General features: G+C 71.1%; 17 protein-coding genes. 4 read left to right on the top strand and 13 right to left on the bottom strand.

Annotated features, from left to right (window positions below):
- Positions 1–23: 23 nt before the first annotated feature.
- Positions 24–194: a hypothetical protein gene (locus tag ACFZDI_RS27175; protein WP_234845525.1), complete on the bottom strand. Its 171-nt coding sequence runs from the start codon at positions 192–194 to the stop codon at positions 24–26.
- A 139-nt stretch (positions 195–333) separates the two neighbouring features.
- Between ACFZDI_RS27175 and ACFZDI_RS27170 the strand changes: the two genes are divergently transcribed.
- On the top strand, positions 334–1,185 hold the full coding sequence (locus ACFZDI_RS27170) for a hypothetical protein (RefSeq protein WP_391253865.1): 852 nt from the start codon (positions 334–336) through the stop codon (positions 1,183–1,185).
- Positions 1,186–1,289: 104 nt separating this feature from the next.
- Entirely contained in the window at positions 1,290–1,457 is a 168-nt protein-coding gene (locus ACFZDI_RS27165) for a hypothetical protein (RefSeq protein WP_234845600.1), read from the top strand.
- Between the two features lie 12 nt (positions 1,458–1,469).
- Here the strand turns inward: ACFZDI_RS27165 and ACFZDI_RS27160 are convergent, their stop codons facing one another.
- Positions 1,470–1,847 (bottom strand): metal-sensitive transcriptional regulator, encoded by a 378-nt coding sequence (locus tag ACFZDI_RS27160; protein WP_234845527.1) that lies wholly within the window; start codon positions 1,845–1,847, stop codon positions 1,470–1,472.
- Positions 1,848–2,051: 204 nt separating this feature from the next.
- Here ACFZDI_RS27160 and ACFZDI_RS27155 point away from each other — a divergent pair, with 204 nt between their 5' ends.
- Complete coding sequence (locus ACFZDI_RS27155) at positions 2,052–2,672, top strand: DUF47 domain-containing protein (RefSeq protein WP_234845528.1); 621 nt, start codon at positions 2,052–2,054, stop codon at positions 2,670–2,672.
- Positions 2,673–2,679: 7 nt separating this feature from the next.
- The gene (locus ACFZDI_RS27150) at positions 2,680–3,678 is read left to right on the top strand and encodes an inorganic phosphate transporter (protein ID WP_234845529.1); all 999 of its coding nucleotides are present in this window, start codon (positions 2,680–2,682) and stop codon (positions 3,676–3,678) included.
- Between the two features lie 109 nt (positions 3,679–3,787).
- On the opposite strand, the gene pstB is transcribed toward ACFZDI_RS27150, so the two are convergent.
- From pstB to ACFZDI_RS27095, 11 genes are all read right to left on the bottom strand, one after another.
- Positions 3,788–4,564, bottom strand: a complete 777-nt coding sequence (gene pstB / locus ACFZDI_RS27145; protein WP_391253862.1) for a phosphate ABC transporter ATP-binding protein PstB — start codon at positions 4,562–4,564, stop codon at positions 3,788–3,790.
- 70 nt (positions 4,565–4,634) lie between these two features.
- On the bottom strand, positions 4,635–5,696 hold the full coding sequence (pstA, locus tag ACFZDI_RS27140) for a phosphate ABC transporter permease PstA (RefSeq protein WP_391253860.1): 1,062 nt from the start codon (positions 5,694–5,696) through the stop codon (positions 4,635–4,637).
- Positions 5,693–6,694 carry a phosphate ABC transporter permease subunit PstC gene (gene pstC, locus ACFZDI_RS27135; protein ID WP_234845532.1) on the bottom strand — a complete coding sequence of 334 codons (1,002 nt, stop codon included), beginning with the start codon at positions 6,692–6,694 and terminating at the stop codon, positions 5,693–5,695. The genes pstA and pstC overlap by 4 nt, the downstream gene beginning before the upstream one ends.
- Before the next feature lie 103 nt (positions 6,695–6,797).
- A complete protein-coding gene (gene pstS / locus ACFZDI_RS27130) occupies positions 6,798–7,928 on the bottom strand; it encodes a phosphate ABC transporter substrate-binding protein PstS (protein WP_391253858.1) in 1,131 nt (376 codons plus the stop codon).
- 247 nt (positions 7,929–8,175) lie between these two features.
- On the bottom strand, positions 8,176–8,625 hold the full coding sequence (locus ACFZDI_RS27125) for an NUDIX domain-containing protein (RefSeq protein ID WP_391253856.1): 450 nt from the start codon (positions 8,623–8,625) through the stop codon (positions 8,176–8,178).
- Positions 8,626–8,657: 32 nt separating this feature from the next.
- Entirely contained in the window at positions 8,658–9,782 is a 1,125-nt protein-coding gene (locus ACFZDI_RS27120; RefSeq protein ID WP_391253854.1) for a CHAD domain-containing protein, read from the bottom strand.
- Positions 9,763–11,994 (bottom strand): RNA degradosome polyphosphate kinase, encoded by a 2,232-nt coding sequence (locus ACFZDI_RS27115; RefSeq protein WP_391253852.1) that lies wholly within the window; start codon positions 11,992–11,994, stop codon positions 9,763–9,765. Before ACFZDI_RS27115 ends, ACFZDI_RS27120 begins: the two co-directional genes overlap by 20 nt.
- 290 nt (positions 11,995–12,284) lie before the next feature.
- Positions 12,285–13,211: a hypothetical protein gene (locus tag ACFZDI_RS27110; protein ID WP_391253851.1), complete on the bottom strand. Its 927-nt coding sequence runs from the start codon at positions 13,209–13,211 to the stop codon at positions 12,285–12,287.
- Positions 13,208–14,215, bottom strand: coding sequence for an ABC transporter permease (locus tag ACFZDI_RS27105; protein WP_391253849.1), 1,008 nt, complete (start codon positions 14,213–14,215; stop codon positions 13,208–13,210). Before ACFZDI_RS27105 ends, ACFZDI_RS27110 begins: the two co-directional genes overlap by 4 nt.
- Positions 14,212–15,096 (bottom strand): ATP-binding cassette domain-containing protein, encoded by an 885-nt coding sequence (locus ACFZDI_RS27100; RefSeq protein ID WP_391253847.1) that lies wholly within the window; start codon positions 15,094–15,096, stop codon positions 14,212–14,214. Before ACFZDI_RS27100 ends, ACFZDI_RS27105 begins: the two co-directional genes overlap by 4 nt.
- Positions 15,093–15,485, bottom strand: a complete 393-nt coding sequence (locus ACFZDI_RS27095) for a GntR family transcriptional regulator (protein ID WP_234845540.1) — start codon at positions 15,483–15,485, stop codon at positions 15,093–15,095. The genes ACFZDI_RS27100 and ACFZDI_RS27095 overlap by 4 nt, the downstream gene beginning before the upstream one ends.
- Positions 15,486–15,583: the final 98 nt, after the last annotated feature.

Here is a 15,583-nt window from a genome sequence, read left to right as displayed (position 1 = left end):
CGGCGAAGCCCGTTTCCACCGGCTCAGCCCGTCGCGTGCCGTTCGGCGTCCGTGCGTGCCTGGCTTCTGGCTCTGCGGGCGGGGCCCCGCCAGCCGCAGGCACAGTGGGCCATGCAGAAGCGGCCCTTCTCCATGGTCGTCGTGCGGTGTTCGGGGAGGGTGGGGGGAGGCTCCGGCCCGTCCTGCTGTGCCACACCGACCACGTTACCCAGCGCGGGGTGAAGGATTCGCCGGCGGCCGGCGGCGGGCTCGCGTGACGGGGGCACAGACCCGTCGTTAACCGGGACAACGAGGGGGCCCGTGACGGACGTACCGGCTGGGGGTAGGCAGGCGATGACTGGGCGGCAGCGGGAACGGCGGCACCGGCGGACGCGAGCGGCGGTCGTCGCGGCCGTGCTCCTGGCCGGGGCGGGCCCGGCGTGCGCCGGGTGCTCCGGGGGTGACGCGGTCGCCGGGGACTCCCGCGGCGGGGAGGCCGTCACCGTGTTGCGGCAGGCCGCCGACCGGCTCGTCGACGCGGGCAGCTCCAAGGCCCGTACGTCGATGGAGATGGCCGCCGGCGGGACCCGGGTGACCATCCGGGGTGCCGGGGTGTACGACTACCGCAAGCGGATGGGCCGGTTGAAGGTGCTGCTGCCGCAGGATCCCGCGGGGGTCGCCGAGCGCCGGCCGATCACCGAACTGCTCGCGCCCGGTGCGCTGTTCATGAAGAACCGGGGCGCAGGCGTGCCCCCGGACAAGTGGGTGCGGGTGGACACGCGGACCCTGTCCGACGGCAACCTCGTCACCGGCGGGGCCACCGACCCGTTCACGGCGGCCGAGGTGCTGCTCGGGACACGGACGGCGACCTACGTCGGCAGAACGGAGGTCGCGGGAACCGCAGTGCGGCACTACCGGGGGACGGCGGACCTCGCCGACGCGGCCCGGCGGGCGTCCAAGGGGAACGAGGGACCTCTGAAGGCGGCGGCCGAGGGGTTCGCCACGGCCGCGGTGCCGTTCGACGCCTACCTCGACGACGAGGGGCGCGTCCGTAAGGTCAGGCACCGTTTCAGCTTCCTGAACGGGCAGCAGAAGAGCTCCGTCGCCGTCGCCTCGACCACGCTGCTCTACGATTTCGGGGCCTCGGCGCGCGTACGGTTGCCCAGGACCGACGACATCTACGCGGGCAGGATCGCCGAGGAGTGACCGGCGTGAACTAGCCCGTCCGTGCCATGCGCGGTGTGTGTGCCGCTCCCTACTCTAGGAAGTCGCTCCGGTAAGTCGGCAGCGGCAGAGATGAGGTGATGCACGTGGCTCCGGTCGGCGGTACGGCAGTTCAGGACCACGTCGCCCTCGCCGAGATCGAGCTGTGCGGAGAGCTGATCATCGCGGCCTCGGCCGCCCGCGAGCGGCTGAGCCTGGAGAGCATCGACGAGGTGCTGAAGGTGGCCGAGGAGCGGGGCTCCTCCGCAGGCTGAACGGCGCCCGGCTCACGTCCGCAGCATGCGGGCGATCGCCTGGGTCGCCTCCTTCACCTTCGCGTCGATCTCGTCGCCGCCCTTGAGCGCGGCGTCGGCGACGCAGTGCCGCAGGTGCTCCTCCAGCAGCTGCAGGGCGAAGGACTGCAGGGCCTTGGTGGATGCGGAGACCTGCGTGAGTATGTCGATGCAGTAGACGTCCTCGTCGACCATGCGTTGCAGGCCGCGGATCTGGCCCTCGATGCGGCGCAGCCGCTTGAGGTGTTCGTCCTTCTGCTTGTGGTACCCGTGCACACCGTGGTCGTGATCGGCCGGCGTTTCGGTGCCGGCGTTGTCGGCGGTGCCGGTGGTGACATGTGCGACATGTGTGGTGTCGGTCACGTCCGTCATCGCTTCCTCCTGGTGAGCAGTGGGCCGACATATACCCCTAGTGGGTATATGGTACCGCTCTTTACCGGGTATACGGCCCTGGGAACCGCCCCCGTGCTCATCACTGTGCCTGATGGGCGACACTGGTGGGCGGCCCGATAGCCGTGGCCGGATGATGCGCCTAGCATCAGCCTGACCGAAACCGAAGCACCCCGAGGACCCCACGTGCGCTTTCGTCTGACCCCCAGGGAGACGAGCTTCTACGACATGTTCGCCGCCTCCGCGGACAACATCGTCACGGGCTCGAAGCTCCTGATGGAACTGCTCGGGGCGGACTCATCCGCCCGGGCCGAGATCGCAGAGCGTATGCGGGCAGCGGAACACGCAGGTGACGATGCCACGCACGCGATCTTCCACCAGCTGAACTCCTCGTTCATCACGCCGTTCGACCGCGAGGACATCTACTCCCTCGCCTCGTCGCTCGACGACATCATGGACTTCATGGAGGAGGCCGTCGACCTGGTCGTCCTCTACAACGTCGAGGAACTGCCCAAGGGCGTCGAGCAGCAGATCGAGGTGCTGGCGCGCGCCGCCGAACTGACGGCCGAGGCGATGCCGCACCTGCGGACCATGGAGAACCTCACCGAGTACTGGATCGAGGTCAACCGGCTGGAGAACCAGGCCGACCAGATCCACCGCAAGCTGCTGGCGCACCTCTTCAACGGCAAGTTCGACGCCATGGAGGTCCTGAAGCTCAAGCAGATCGTGGACGTGCTGGAGGAAGCGGCGGACGCGTTCGAGCACGTGGCGAACACGGTGGAGACCATCGCCGTCAAGGAGTCCTGAGCCCTTCATGGACACCTTCGCTCTGGTCGTGACCATCGCGGTCGCGCTCTTCTTCACGTACACCAACGGCTTCCACGATTCGGCCAACGCGATCGCCACGTCGGTCTCGACGCGGGCGCTGACGCCGAGGGCCGCGCTGGCCATGGCCGCGGTGATGAACCTCGCCGGTGCGTTCCTGGGCTCCGGGGTCGCCAAGACCGTCAGCGAGGGCCTGATCCAGACCCCGGCCGGGTCGAAGGGGATGGGCATCCTCTTCGCCGCGCTGGTGGGCGCCATCGTCTGGAACCTCGTCACCTGGTACTTCGGGCTGCCCTCCTCGTCCTCGCACGCGCTGTTCGGCGGCATGGTCGGCGCGGCCCTGGCCGGCGGGACGACCGTCTACTGGAGCGGGGTGCTGGAGAAGGTCGTCATCCCCATGTTCATCTCCCCGGTGGTCGGCCTCCTGGCCGGTTACCTGGTGATGACCGCGATCCTGTGGATCTTCCGCAAGGCCAACCCGCACAAGGCCAAGAGGGGTTTCCGCATAGCGCAGACCGTCTCGGCGGCCGGCATGGCGCTGGGTCACGGTCTCCAGGACGCGCAGAAGACCATGGGCATCGTGGTGATGGCGCTCGTCATCGCCGATGTCGAGGACTACGGCGACCCGATCCCGGTGTGGGTCAAGATCGCCTGTGCGGTGATGCTGTCGCTGGGCACCTATGCCGGCGGCTGGCGGATCATGCGGACGCTGGGCCGGAAGATCATCGAACTGGACCCGCCGCAGGGCTTCGCGGCGGAGACGACCGGCGCGTCGATCATGTTCACCACGGCGTTCCTGTTCAAGGCGCCGATCTCCACCACCCACGTCATCACGTCCGCGATCATGGGCGTCGGGGCGACGAAGCGCGTGAACGCCGTGCGCTGGGGCGTCGCCAAGAACATCATCCTGGGGTGGTTCATCACGATGCCGGCCGCGGCGACCGTGGCCGCCGCGGCCTTCGGGATCGTGAATCTGGCGTTCCTGTAGCACGCCGGACGCAGACGAGAGGGCCCGCCCCTGGGAGAGGGGCGGGCCCTTTTTCGACCTCGCGGTGGCACCGCCATGCAGCACCGCGAGGAGTCGGCGGGGGTACGGCTCAGCCGAAGCGGCCGGAGATGTAGTCCTCCGTGGCCTGGACCGACGGGTTGGAGAAGATGCGTTCCGTGTCGTCGATCTCGATGAGCTTGCCGGGCTGGCCCACCGCCGCGAGGTTGAAGAACGCCGTGCGGTCGGAGACGCGGGCCGCCTGCTGCATGTTGTGCGTCACGATGACGATCGTGAAGCGCTCCTTGAGCTCGCCGATCAGGTCCTCGATGGCGAGCGTGGAGATCGGGTCGAGCGCCGAGCAGGGCTCGTCCATGAGCAGGACGTTCGGCTCGACCGCGATCGCCCGGGCGATGCACAGACGCTGCTGCTGGCCACCGGAGAGGCCCGAGCCGGGCTTGTTCAGGCGGTCCTTGACCTCGTTCCAGAGGTTCGCGCCCTTGAGGGAGCGCTCGACGATGTCGGAGAGCTCGCTCTTCTTGTAGTTGCCGTTCAGCCGCAGGCCCGCCGCGACGTTGTCGAAGATCGACATCGTGGGGAACGGGTTCGGCCGCTGGAAGACCATGCCGACCTCGCGGCGGACCGACACCGGGTCGATGCCGGCGCCGTAGAGGTCCTCGTCGTCCAGGAGCACCTTGCCCTCGACGCGGCCGCCCGAGGTGACCTCGTGCATGCGGTTCAGGGTGCGCAGGAACGTCGACTTGCCGCAGCCGGACGGGCCGATGAACGCCGTCACCGAGCGCGGCTCGACAGTCATCGAGATGTCCTCGATCGCCTTGTGGGAGCCGTAGTAAGCGGTCAGTCCGCTGACGTCGATTCGCTTGGCCATGACTACTTCACTTCCAAAAAGTCTGGGGGGTCGCTGTGGCCCCGCGCGGCGGTAGCCGCAGGTTGTCGCGTCAGCGACCGGTCTTCGGGGCCTTCCAGCGGGCGATGCCGCGGGCCACCAGGTTCAGGAGCATCACGAAGGCGATCAGGGTGAGCGACGCCGCCCAGGCGCGGTCGTACGCCGCACCGGAGCCCGCGCTGTTCGCGTACTGCTGGTAGATGTACAGCGGCAGCGAGGCCTGCGCCCCCTCGAAGGGGTTGGCGTTGATGAACGCGTTCCCCCACACCAGCAGCAGGACCGGTGCGGTCTCACCGGTGATGCGGGCGATCGAGAGCATGATGCCCGTGGTGATGCCGCCGATGGAGGTCGGCAGGACCACCTTGAGGATGGTGCGCCACTTGGGGACGCCGAGCGCCAGGGAGGCCTCGCGCAGCTCGTTCGGGACGAGCTTGAGCATCTCCTCCGTGGAGCGGACGACGACCGGCATCATCAGGATGGCCAGGGCCAGCGAGCCGGCGAAGCCGAAGGGCTGCATGTCGAACATCAGCATGAGGCTGAGGATGAACAGACCCGCGACGATCGACGGGATGCCGGTCATGACGTCGACGAAGAACGTGATGGCCTGCGAGAGCCGGCCGCGGCCGTACTCGACGAGGTAGATCGCGGTGAGCACGCCGATCGGCGCGGCGATCACCGTGGCGAGTCCGACCTGCTCCAGGGTGCCGAGGATGGCGTGGTAGATGCCGCCGCCGGGCTCGGTGTCGGCGACGACGCCCATGGAGTGGGTCAGGAAGTAGACGTCGAGGACCTTCAGGCCGCGCGCGACGGTCGACCAGACCAGGGAGGCCAGCGGGATGACGGCGAGCAGGAAGGCGACCCAGACCAGGGAGGTCGCGATGCGGTCCTTGGCCTGCCGCTTGCCCTCGACGGCCGTGGCGATGGCGTAGGTGCCGACGACGTAGAGGACCGCGGCGATCAGGCCCCACTGGACGCGGCTGTGCAGGCCGCCGGCGAGGCCGATGCCGACCGCGAGGGCGATCGAGCCGGCGGCGATGGCGTAGGGGGACCACTTGGGCAGGCGGGCGCCGCGCAGGGTGCCGGGGCCCTTGGGGGTGATGGTCGCGGTGCTCATGCGTTGGCCCCCGAGTACTCCTTGCGGCGGGCGATGATCGCGCGGGCCGCGCCGTTGACCAGCAGGGTGATGACGAACAGGACCAGACCGGAGGCGATCAGCGCGTCGCGGCCGAACTCGGTGGCCTCACCGAACTTGCTGGCGATGTTCTGGGCGAACGTGCCGCCGCCCGGGTCGAGCAGGCTGGCCTGGATGTCGAAGGTCGGGGAGAGCACGGTGGCGACGGCCATGGTCTCGCCGAGGGCGCGGCCGAGGCCGAGCATCGAGGCGGAGATGACACCGGAGCGGCCGAAGGGCAGGACCGCCATGCGGATCACTTCCCAGCGGGTGGCGCCGAGCGCCAGGGCCGCCTCCTCGTGCATCTGCGGGACCTGGCGGAAGACCTCACGGCTCACGTTGGTGATGATCGGCAGGATCATGATCGCGAGCAGGATGCCGACGGTCAGCATCGAGCGGGGGGCGCCGCCCTCCCACGAGAAGACGCCGGTCCACCCGAAGTAGTCGTTCAGCCAGCCGAAGAGGCCGGTCATGTTCGGCACCAGGACGAGGGCGCCCCAGAGGCCGTAGACGATGGAGGGCACCGCGGCGAGCAGGTCGATCACGTACGCGATGGGGCCGCGGATCCGGCGCGGGGCGTAGTGCGTGAGGAACAGCGCGATGGCGACGGCGACCGGGACCGCGATGACCATGGCGACGATCGAGGAGACGACCGTGCCGAAGGCCAGGACGGCGATGCCGAAGTTCGGCGGGACGAGGTTGGTGTCCCACTGGAAGGTCGTGAGGAAGTTGCCCTGGTCCTTGCTGATCGCGAGGGAGGCGCGGTAGGTGAGGAAGACCGCGATCGCGGCCATGACCACCAGCAGCAGGATGCCCGAGCCGCGGGAGAGGCCGAGGAAGATCCGGTCTCCGGGCCGGGTGGCCCCGCGCGCGGCGCGCTTGTCGAGGGAAGGCTGCGGTGCGGGGGGAGGTGCGTCGGTTATCTGTGTGGGTGTGCCCATCGGGTTCTCCGGTCTGCGGAGCCGTACCGGGGGTACGGCCACTGGCGGCGGTGCACCGGACGGTGCGGCCCGGTCCCGGGGAGGGGACCGGGCCGCACGCGGGTCAGCTCAGGCCCTCGATGGTGGTGCGGACCTGGGAGATGATGTCGGCCGGGATCGGCGCGTAGTCGTTCTCCGAGAGGACCTTCTGGCCGTCCTCGGAGGCGATGTAGCGCAGGAACGCCTTGGTGCCGGGCAGGGTGTCGGACTTGTTGCCCTTGTCGCAGACGATCTCGTAGGTGACGAGGACCATCGGGTAGGCGCCCTCGGCCTTGGTGCCGTAGTTCAGCTGCAGGGAGAGGTCCTTGCCCGTGCCGACGACCTTGGCCTCGGAGATCGCCTTGGTGGCGTTCTCGACCGTGGCCTTGACCGGCTGGGCGGCGCCCGTGTCCAGGTCGACCGTCTTCAGGCCGTCCTTGGCGTACGACAGCTCGAAGTAGCCGATGGCGCCGTTGGTCTGCTTGACCTGCTGGGCGACACCGGAGGAGCCGGAGGCGGACTGGCCGCCCTTGGCCTGCCAGGTCTTGCCGCCGTCGTAGGGCCAGTCGCTCTTGGCGGTGGCGATCAGGTACTTGGTGAAGTTGTCCGTGGTGCCGGAGTCGTCCGAGCGGTGGAAGGCCTGGATCTTGAGGTCCGGGAGCTTCGCGTCGGGGTTCAGCTTCTTGATCGCCGCGTCGTTCCAGTTGGTGATCTTGCCGTTGAAGATCTTTGCCAGGGTCGGGGCGTCCAGGACGAGGTTGTCCACGCCGTTGACGTTGTAGCCGACCGCGATCGGGCCGCCGACCATCGGCAGGTCGATGCCCTGGCCGCCGTTGCAGACCTTCTTGGAGGCGGTGACCTCGTCGGGCTTCAGCGCCGAGTCGGAGCCGGCGAAGGCGACCTGGCCCTGGGTGAACGCGGTGACGCCGGCGCCGGAGCCGCCGCCCTTGTAGTTGATCTGGAGGCCCTGGCAGGCCGCGGTGAACTGCTTCACCCAGGCGTCGATCGCGTTCTTCTGCGCGGACGAGCCGTCGGCCAGCAGCTGGCCCTTGGCGTCGTCGCACTTGACGTTGCTCGGCGCGGCGGCGTTGGAGGAGCCGCCGTCGTTGCTGTTGCCGCCGGTGTCGTCGGAGCCGCACGCCGTGAGGGCCAGGGCGCCGGAGACGGCGAGAGCACCGAGAGCGAGGGCCCGCCGGTTCATGCGCTGAAGCTTCACTTGAGTTCCTTCCAGGAGCCGCCGTCCTGATCGGCGGCGTGCGAAGTCTGAGTGACGCTGACGCGGTCGCGCTCCGATGGGCACGGCTCACGTCGGTAAGGCTGAAATTAGGCAGATCAGGTGAAGCCGCCGATGGCCGCAAATGAACGAGGGGTGAACCCCTGTCTAAGGCCTGGTGAGGTCACGGAATGCTTACGGGGAGAGAACGACGGGATTCCGCTTTTGCGGACGAAGCGGGACCGTTCGGTCAGCCGGCCGTGCGGGGCAGGTGCAGCACGGCGAGCAGCTCGTCGACCAGGGGCCGGTCGTGGGGTTGTGTGAGACGCTCGCGGGCGGCGGCGGGCGCCAGCCACACCACCTGATCCACCTCGTCCGTCGGCACGAACGCGCAGCTCACCGCCTCGGCGGCCCAGTAGCGGACCTGCTTGGGGCGACCGTTCGCCGGATACCGCTGGGTGGACAGCTCGGGGCCCGGCACGGCTTGGCATCCCGTCTCCTCCGCCACCTCGCGCAGGGCTCCGGCGAGGGCCTCCTCGCCGCGCTTCAGTTTCCCCTTCGGCCACGACCAGTCGTCGTATTTCGGCCGGTGGACGAGGCAGAGCTCCGCCTCGCCGGTAACCCGCGAGCGGCGCCACAGGACGCAGCCGGCCGCCTGGACCGTGGTGTCTCGGCCCGAGGCGTTCTTGGGGGTGTTCACCGGGTCTCACCGCCTCCTGGTGCCGGGCCTGGTCATGACGCGCCCACGGTCTCCTTCTGCCAGGCCTGCTGGAACGCGAAGCGCGCCGCCTCCACCTCGTGCCGCTGGTCGGCGTGGAGCACGCCGAGGGCGTAGGCCGTGGCCGGGGCGATGCGCGGGGTACGGGCCGCCTGGGCCGCCGCTGCCGCCGCCTCCGAGGCGTCACGGTGCCGGTTCAGGGCCTGGCCCGCGGAGAGCAGGCGCAGGTCCACCACGGCGTTGCCCTTGGGCCCGCTGACGGCCTCGCGGGCGTAGCGGTGCAGGCGCAGCAGCAGACGGACCTGGTGCCACGGGGCGTCCTGCGGGTGCGGGACCGTGTCCGGGGACAGTCCGTGGACGAGTGCCGTGGCGTTGTACGGGTTTCCCGCGGTGACCAGAGGGAGGGCGCTCACGGCGTCGGCGAGGCGGTCCTGGGCGGCGACGGCCAGGGGGCGCAGGTCGGTGGCGCCGGCGGCCTCGGTCAGCGGAACCTCACTGGCCAGGACCGCGACCTTGTCCGCGACGGCGTGGAAGCGGCTGCTGCCCAGGGCCTGCAGGGCCGTGGAGTGGGCGCGGGTGCGGGCGAGGGTGAGCTGGCGGTCGAGCAGGGCGCCCGCCTTCGCCGCTCCCACGGTCAGGTTGCCGCGTTCCGGTGCCGAGGCCGGGGCGGTGCGCAGCCCGGCCTCTCCCGGTGCCGCCGCGCCCAGCCGTGCCGCCCCGGCGGCACGACCGCCCGCAGCCGAGGCGGCCGCCTGGGACGGGAGGGCCGAGGAGCCCGACAGGCGGTGCAGGGCCGTCAGCAGGCGTTCCAGCCGGGCCGTGTACGCGTGCTCCATCGCCAGCGTCCCCGACACCCAGGCCAGTTCGGGGCGCATCGCCTCGCACCAGTCCGCGTCGAGCAGCGACTGGAACGAGTGCAGGCTGGCGCTGATGCGCCGGGCCGAGCGGCGCAGGGCACGGGCCGCCTCGGCCGAGCCTTCCGAGCCGTTCGCCCCCGACCCCGTCTCCCGGTGCAGGCGCAGCGCCCGGAGGAACTCCGTCGCCTGGGCCCGCAGATAGCCCGCGAGGGCGTCTCCGGTGGGGGCGGGCCCGACGTGCCTGGACCGGGGGTCCGTCGGGTCAAGGTGTCGCTGTGCCACGCCGGCGCCTCCGGGCGTCTATGAGCATCTCCTGGACGTTGCGCAGGGGCTGTCCGTCCGCGTCGGTCGCATGCCGGGTCCAGTCGCCGTCCGGGCCGAGGTGCCAGGAGGCGGTGGAGTCGGACATGCCGGTCTCCAGCAGCCGGTTCAGAGCTGCCCGGTGGGCCGGGTCGGTGACCCGCACCAGGGCCTCTATCCGGCGGTCGAGGTTGCGGTGCATCATGTCGGCGCTGCCGAACCACACCTCGGGCTCGCCGCCGTTGCCGAAGGCGAACACCCGGGAGTGCTCCAGGAAACGGCCGAGGATCGAGCGGACCCGGATGTTGTCCGACAGGCCCGCCACGCCCGGGCGCACCGCGCAGATGCCGCGCACCCAGATGTCCACCGGCACACCGGCCTGGGCGGCGCGGTAGCAGGCGTCGATGACGGCCTCGTCGACCATCGAGTTGACCTTGATGCGGACGTACGCGGGCCGTCCCGCGCGGTGGTGCTGGATCTCCTTGGTGATCCGTGAGACCAGGCCGTCGCGCAGCGACTTGGGGGCGACCAGCAGACGGCGGTAGGTCTCCCGGCGCGAGTAGCCGGACAGGCGGTTGAAGAGGTCCGAGAGGTCCGCGCCGACCTGCGGGTCGGCCGTGAGCAGACCGAGGTCCTCGTAGAGGCGGGCCGTCTTGGGGTGGTAGTTGCCGGTGCCGACGTGGCTGTAGCGGCGCAGCGTCTCGCCCTCCTGGCGGACCACCAGCGACAGCTTGCAGTGGGTCTTCAGCCCCACCAGGCCGTAGACCACGTGGCAGCCGGCCTCCTCCAGCTTGCGCGCCCACTTGATGTTGGCGTGCTCGTCGAAGCGGGCCTTGATCTCGACCAGGACCAGGACCTGCTTGCCGGTCTCGGCGGCCTCGATGAGCGCGTCGACTATGGGGGAGTCGCCCGAAGTCCGGTACAGGGTCTGCTTGATGGCGAGGACGTCCGGGTCGCCGGCGGCCTGCTCCAGGAAGGCCTGCACGGACGTGGAGAACGAGTCGTAGGGGTGGTGCAGCAGGACGTCCCGCTCGCGCAGCGCGGCGAAGATGTCGGGCGCGGACGCCGACTCGACCTCGGCGAGGTCGCGGTGGGTGCCGGCGACGAACTTGCGGTACTTGAGCTCCGGCCGGTCCAGGGAGGCGATGCGGAACAGGCCGGTGAGGTCCAGCGGGCCCGGCAGGGGGTAGACCTCGGCCTCGCTGATCTTCAGCTCGCGCACCAGCAGGTCCAGGACCTCGCGGTCGATGGACTCCTCGACCTCCAGGCGCACCGGCGGGCCGAATCGGCGCCGCATGAGCTCCTTCTCCAGCGCCTGGAGGAGGTTCTCGGCGTCGTCCTCCTCGACTTCCAGGTCCTCGTTGCGGGTGAGGCGGAAGGCGTGGTGCTCCAGGACCTCCATGCCCGGGAACAGCTCCTCCAGGTGGGCGGCGATGACGTCCTCGATGGGGACGTAGCGGCCCGGGGAGCTCTCCAGGAACCTCGACAGCAGCGGGGGCACCTTCACCCGGGCGAAGTGCTTGTGGCCGGTGACCGGGTTGCGCACTACGACGGCCAGGTTCAGGGACAGGCCGGAGATGTACGGGAAGGGGTGCGCCGGGTCGACCGCCAGCGGGGTCAGCACGGGGAAGATCTGGTGCCGGAACAGGGTGAACAGGCGGGCCTGCTCCTTCTCCTGCAGTTCGTTCCAGCGGACCAGGTGGATGCCCTCCTCCGCGAGTGCGGGGGCGACGTCCTCGTGGTAGCAGGCGGCGTGCCGGGCCATGAGCTCGCGGGAGCGGGCCCAGATCATCTCCAGTACCTCGCGCGGCTGGAGGCCGGAGGCGGAGCGGGTGGCCACGCCGGTGGCGATACGGCGCTTCAGTCCGGCCACCCGGACCATGAAGAACTCGTCCAGGTTGCTGGCGAAGATCGCGAGGAAGTTGGCCCGCTCCAGCAGGGGTGTGTTGGGGTCCTCGGCGAGTTCGAGCACCCGCTCGTTGAACGCGAGCCAGCTGCGCTCCCGGTCGAGGAACCGGCCCTGGGGCAGCTCGGCGCCGTCGGCGTGCGACTCCTCGTAGGCGTCGAGGTCGGCGTCGATGTCCGGTTCGAGATCGGAGACGGCTGCCGCGACCGTGTGAGGGCGGTGGGCTGCGATGGAGCCCACGGAGGGCTGCTGGTGCTGGACCTGTGCCTGGGTGTTCGGCTGGCTCATGGACCCATTCTTCCGCGCCGCGAGCATCACGGGCGCGTCGGACAGCGCGGGCGGGAGCGGAGGTGCCACATGAGTGCTCCCGTTTCCCTCGGGACCCTCGCGGGGCGGGGGAGGCTCGGGCACGGCGGGATTCATTGGCCGAGCTTCGCAAGCTCGTCTGAATCGACGGTTACGGAGACATGACGTGCGGGACACCGGGGGGCGGCCCGCGGGCGTCCACAGGGCCGGGAGCAGCCGTGTGCGTGCGGTCCGCGCGTCCATCCCCCCGTGGAAGGACGCGCGGACCGGGCTCAGGGGAGGCGGCGGTTCAGGACGAGGCAGGCGGTGGCCGTCGCGGCGGCGGTCACGGCCAGCAGGAGGCCGGTTTCCATGGACTGCAGCGGCCAGAAGTGCGACTCGGGGTGGAAGGTCGCGCGGGTGAGCGTCACGCCGTGCCGGGGGGTGTCGGCCCAGGCGACCTGGAACGCGGAGCGCGGCAGTTCGAGGCTGCCGGCCTCGGTGCGGGTCACGGCCGGCCAGAGGTCTTCGCGGTGCCGCTCCAGGACGCTGTGGACGAGCAGGGCGGCGGCGAGGGCCACACCCGTGGCGGGCAGGGCGCGGCGCCACACCAGTCCGGCGAGGGCGCCGAGGGCCAGGCCGGCCAGGGCGTAGGCCACGGCCACCGGGCCCGTCGACACGAACGCGTCCGGGTAGTACCAGTCGCCGACCAGGTCGGGATCGCCGTCCCCGCGCGCCCAGCGGTTCAGCAGGACGAGCGTGCCGGTGCCGGCGGTGAGCAGGGCGGCCGGGACGGCCAGTTTCACGGCCAGCCAGCGCAGGGGGCCGACCGACTGCGTCCAGGCCAGCCGGGCGGTGCCGCTCTCCAGTTCCCGGCCGACCAGGGCGCCGCCCGCCCAGGCGGCCACGGGGAACATCACCCAGGACAGGACGGTGGCCAGTACGGCGATGCCGTTCGCGTAGGTCTCGTCGGCGGTGATCGCCTCGACCGCAGCGCAGGAGGGGAGCCGGTCGGTCGGGGGCGTGGCGCAGGCGCTCATGCCGTCGCGGGCCTCGTCCCCGAGGGAATGCAGCCAGATCAGGGCGGCCGTCGCGGCGGCCAGAGCCGACAGCCACAGGACGAGGGCCGTGCGGTGGGTCCGGGCGACCGCCCGCAGCAGGCCGCCCCGGTGGCGGGCGGGGCGGGCGGCGGGGGTGGTCGCCGCGGTGAGGGCGGTCATACGGCGGCTCCCGTGCGGCGGCGCAGCAGGACGAAGGCGGTCGCGGCAGCCAGGGCGGCGACGGCGAGGAGGAGGCCGGTCTCCATGAGCTGGAGGGGCCAGAAGTGGGAGGCCGGGTGGTAGTCGGCGTAGTAGTGGGTGATGCCGTTCCTGGCGTCGCAGCCGGGCTCGCCCGAGCATGACGGGATCGGGACGCGGGCGCCGGAGGCGGTCAGGGCGCCGGTCTCGACGATCATGCTGTCGGAGCCGGCGGTGCCGTCCTCCAGGCCCCTCACCGCCGTCTTCACCGGCCACAGGTGCGGGCGCACCTCGTCGAGGACGTAGACGAGTGACACGACGGCCAGGACCGCGACGCCGAGGGCGGGCAGCGTCCGGCGCAGCAGCAGCCCGACCAGGACACCGATGGCCAGGGCGGCGAGGGCCTGGGCGGCGGCGATGGTGCCGTTGATCTCGAAGGTGCCGTCGTCGTACCACGCGCGCCAGCTCATGACGCCGAGCGGGGCGAGGTCCGACGACCACAGCATGCGATGCAGCAGCGTCAGCGTGAGCGTGCCCGCCATGAGCAGCAGGGCCGGAACCGCGAGCTTGGCGGCCAGCCAGCGCAGGGGGCCCACCGACTGGGTCCAGGCGAGCTGAGCGGTGCCGTTCTCCAGCTCGCGGCCGATGAGGGCGCCGGCCGCCCAGGCCCCGGTGAGCAGCGGGAGGAGCCTGATGAGGCCGATACCGACCGCTACGGCCGTCTGGTACCGGCTGTTCGCGGGGCCGGGGATGTCGCAGCCCAGGTTCGGGTGGGACAGGTCGCAGCCCGTGTCCGCGTACTCGGTCCAGGCGGCGTCCGCACCCGGGCCCATCGCCCACAGCAGCGCCCCGGCGGCCACCACCACCAGCCCCAGCCAGAACAGCAGCGCCGATTGGTGCAGCCGGAGCATGGCCAGGACCAGGCCGCGCGACGGCGAGGTGCGCCGGGGGACGGCTGGTGTCGTCAGGGTGTCGAGGGCGGTCATACGGCGGCCTCCCGTGCGTCGAGCAGCAGCGGCGGGGCATCGGGGGCGCGCAGGTGGGCGAGGACGACCTCCTCCAGGGACGGGCGGTCGCCGTGGAGTCCGTCGCCGAGGGGGCCCGCGGGCCGGACCAGGGCGGTCAGCTGGCGGCCGGTGGTGCGGGACTCGACGACCGTGTGCGGGTCGAGGGCGTCGCCCGCCCGGCCCGTGACCAGGGTGTGCGCGGCGAGCAGTTCGTCCAGGGGCCCGGCGAGCCGGACGCGGCCCGAGCCGAGCAGCAGCAGGTGGTCGCAGGAGCCCTCCAGCTCTGCGACGACGTGCGAGGACATGACAACCGTGGTGCCGTGGTCGGCGGCGTCGGCCATGAGCGTGGCCGTCAGCTGGTGCCGGGCGAGCGGGTCGAGATCGGCCATCGGCTCGTCCAGGAGCAGCAGTTCGGGGCGCTTGCCGAGGGCCAGGGCGAGGGCGACGCGGGTGCGCTGGCCGCCGGAGAGCGCCCGGATCTTCGTGCCGGGGTCGAGGTCGCCCTCCTCGACGATCCGCTCGGCGGTGCGGGCGTCCCAGCGGCGGGGGTTGAGGTCGCGGCCCAGCCGCAGGGTCCCGGCGATGGTGAGCTGGGGGTACAGGGGCTTGTTCTGGGCGACGTAGGCGAGGCGCTCGCGGGCCGCGGCCGGGGTCGTGCCGAGCACGGTGACGGTGCCCTCGGTGGGGCGCAGCAGCCCGGCCGCCAGGGCGAGCAGGGTGGACTTGCCGGCGCCGTTGGGGCCGGTGAGGGCGCAGACGCGGCCCGTGGGGAGCCGGAAGGCGCAGCCGTCCAGGGCCGGTGCGCGGCGTCGCCCGAACCTCCTGCCCAGGCCGGCCGCCTCGATGGCGGTGTCGGTCATGCGTCCCCCTTGAAGTCTGCGAAGTGCGCGTCGAGTACGGAAGTGAAGAGGGCGGCCACGTCCTCGCGCTCCAGACCGGCCTCGCGGGCCCGGGCCGCCCAGGCGTCCAGGTCGGCGCGGAGCGGGGAGTCGGCGGGGGCGGTGCTCAGGGACTTGCGGACGAACGTGCCCAGTCCGCGGCGGGCCTCGACGAGGCCTTCGCGTTCCAGTTCCCGGTAGGCCTTGAGGACCGTGTTCGGGTTGATGGCGGTGGCCTCCACGACCTCACGGGCCGTCGGGAGCTTGTCCCCCGGCTCCAACAGGCCGAGCCGCAGGGCCTGCTTGGTCTGCTGGACGATCTGGACGTAGGTGGCCACGCCGCTGCGCCGGTCGATGCGGTACTCGACCACTGCCGCACCACCCTTTCACTAATTGAGTAGTGAAAGGGTGGTGGAAGGGGGTCCGGAAAGTCAAGCGTGCTTTCGTGAACCGTTCGGTCCGGGTCGTC

The sequence above is a fragment of the Streptomyces sp. NPDC007907 genome (genome assembly GCF_042959365.1).
GTDB lineage: Bacteria > Actinomycetota > Actinomycetes > Streptomycetales > Streptomycetaceae > Streptomyces > Streptomyces indiaensis.
Note: the sequence above shows the minus strand (reverse complement) of the source record. Positions and strands in the feature narration are given on the sequence as shown.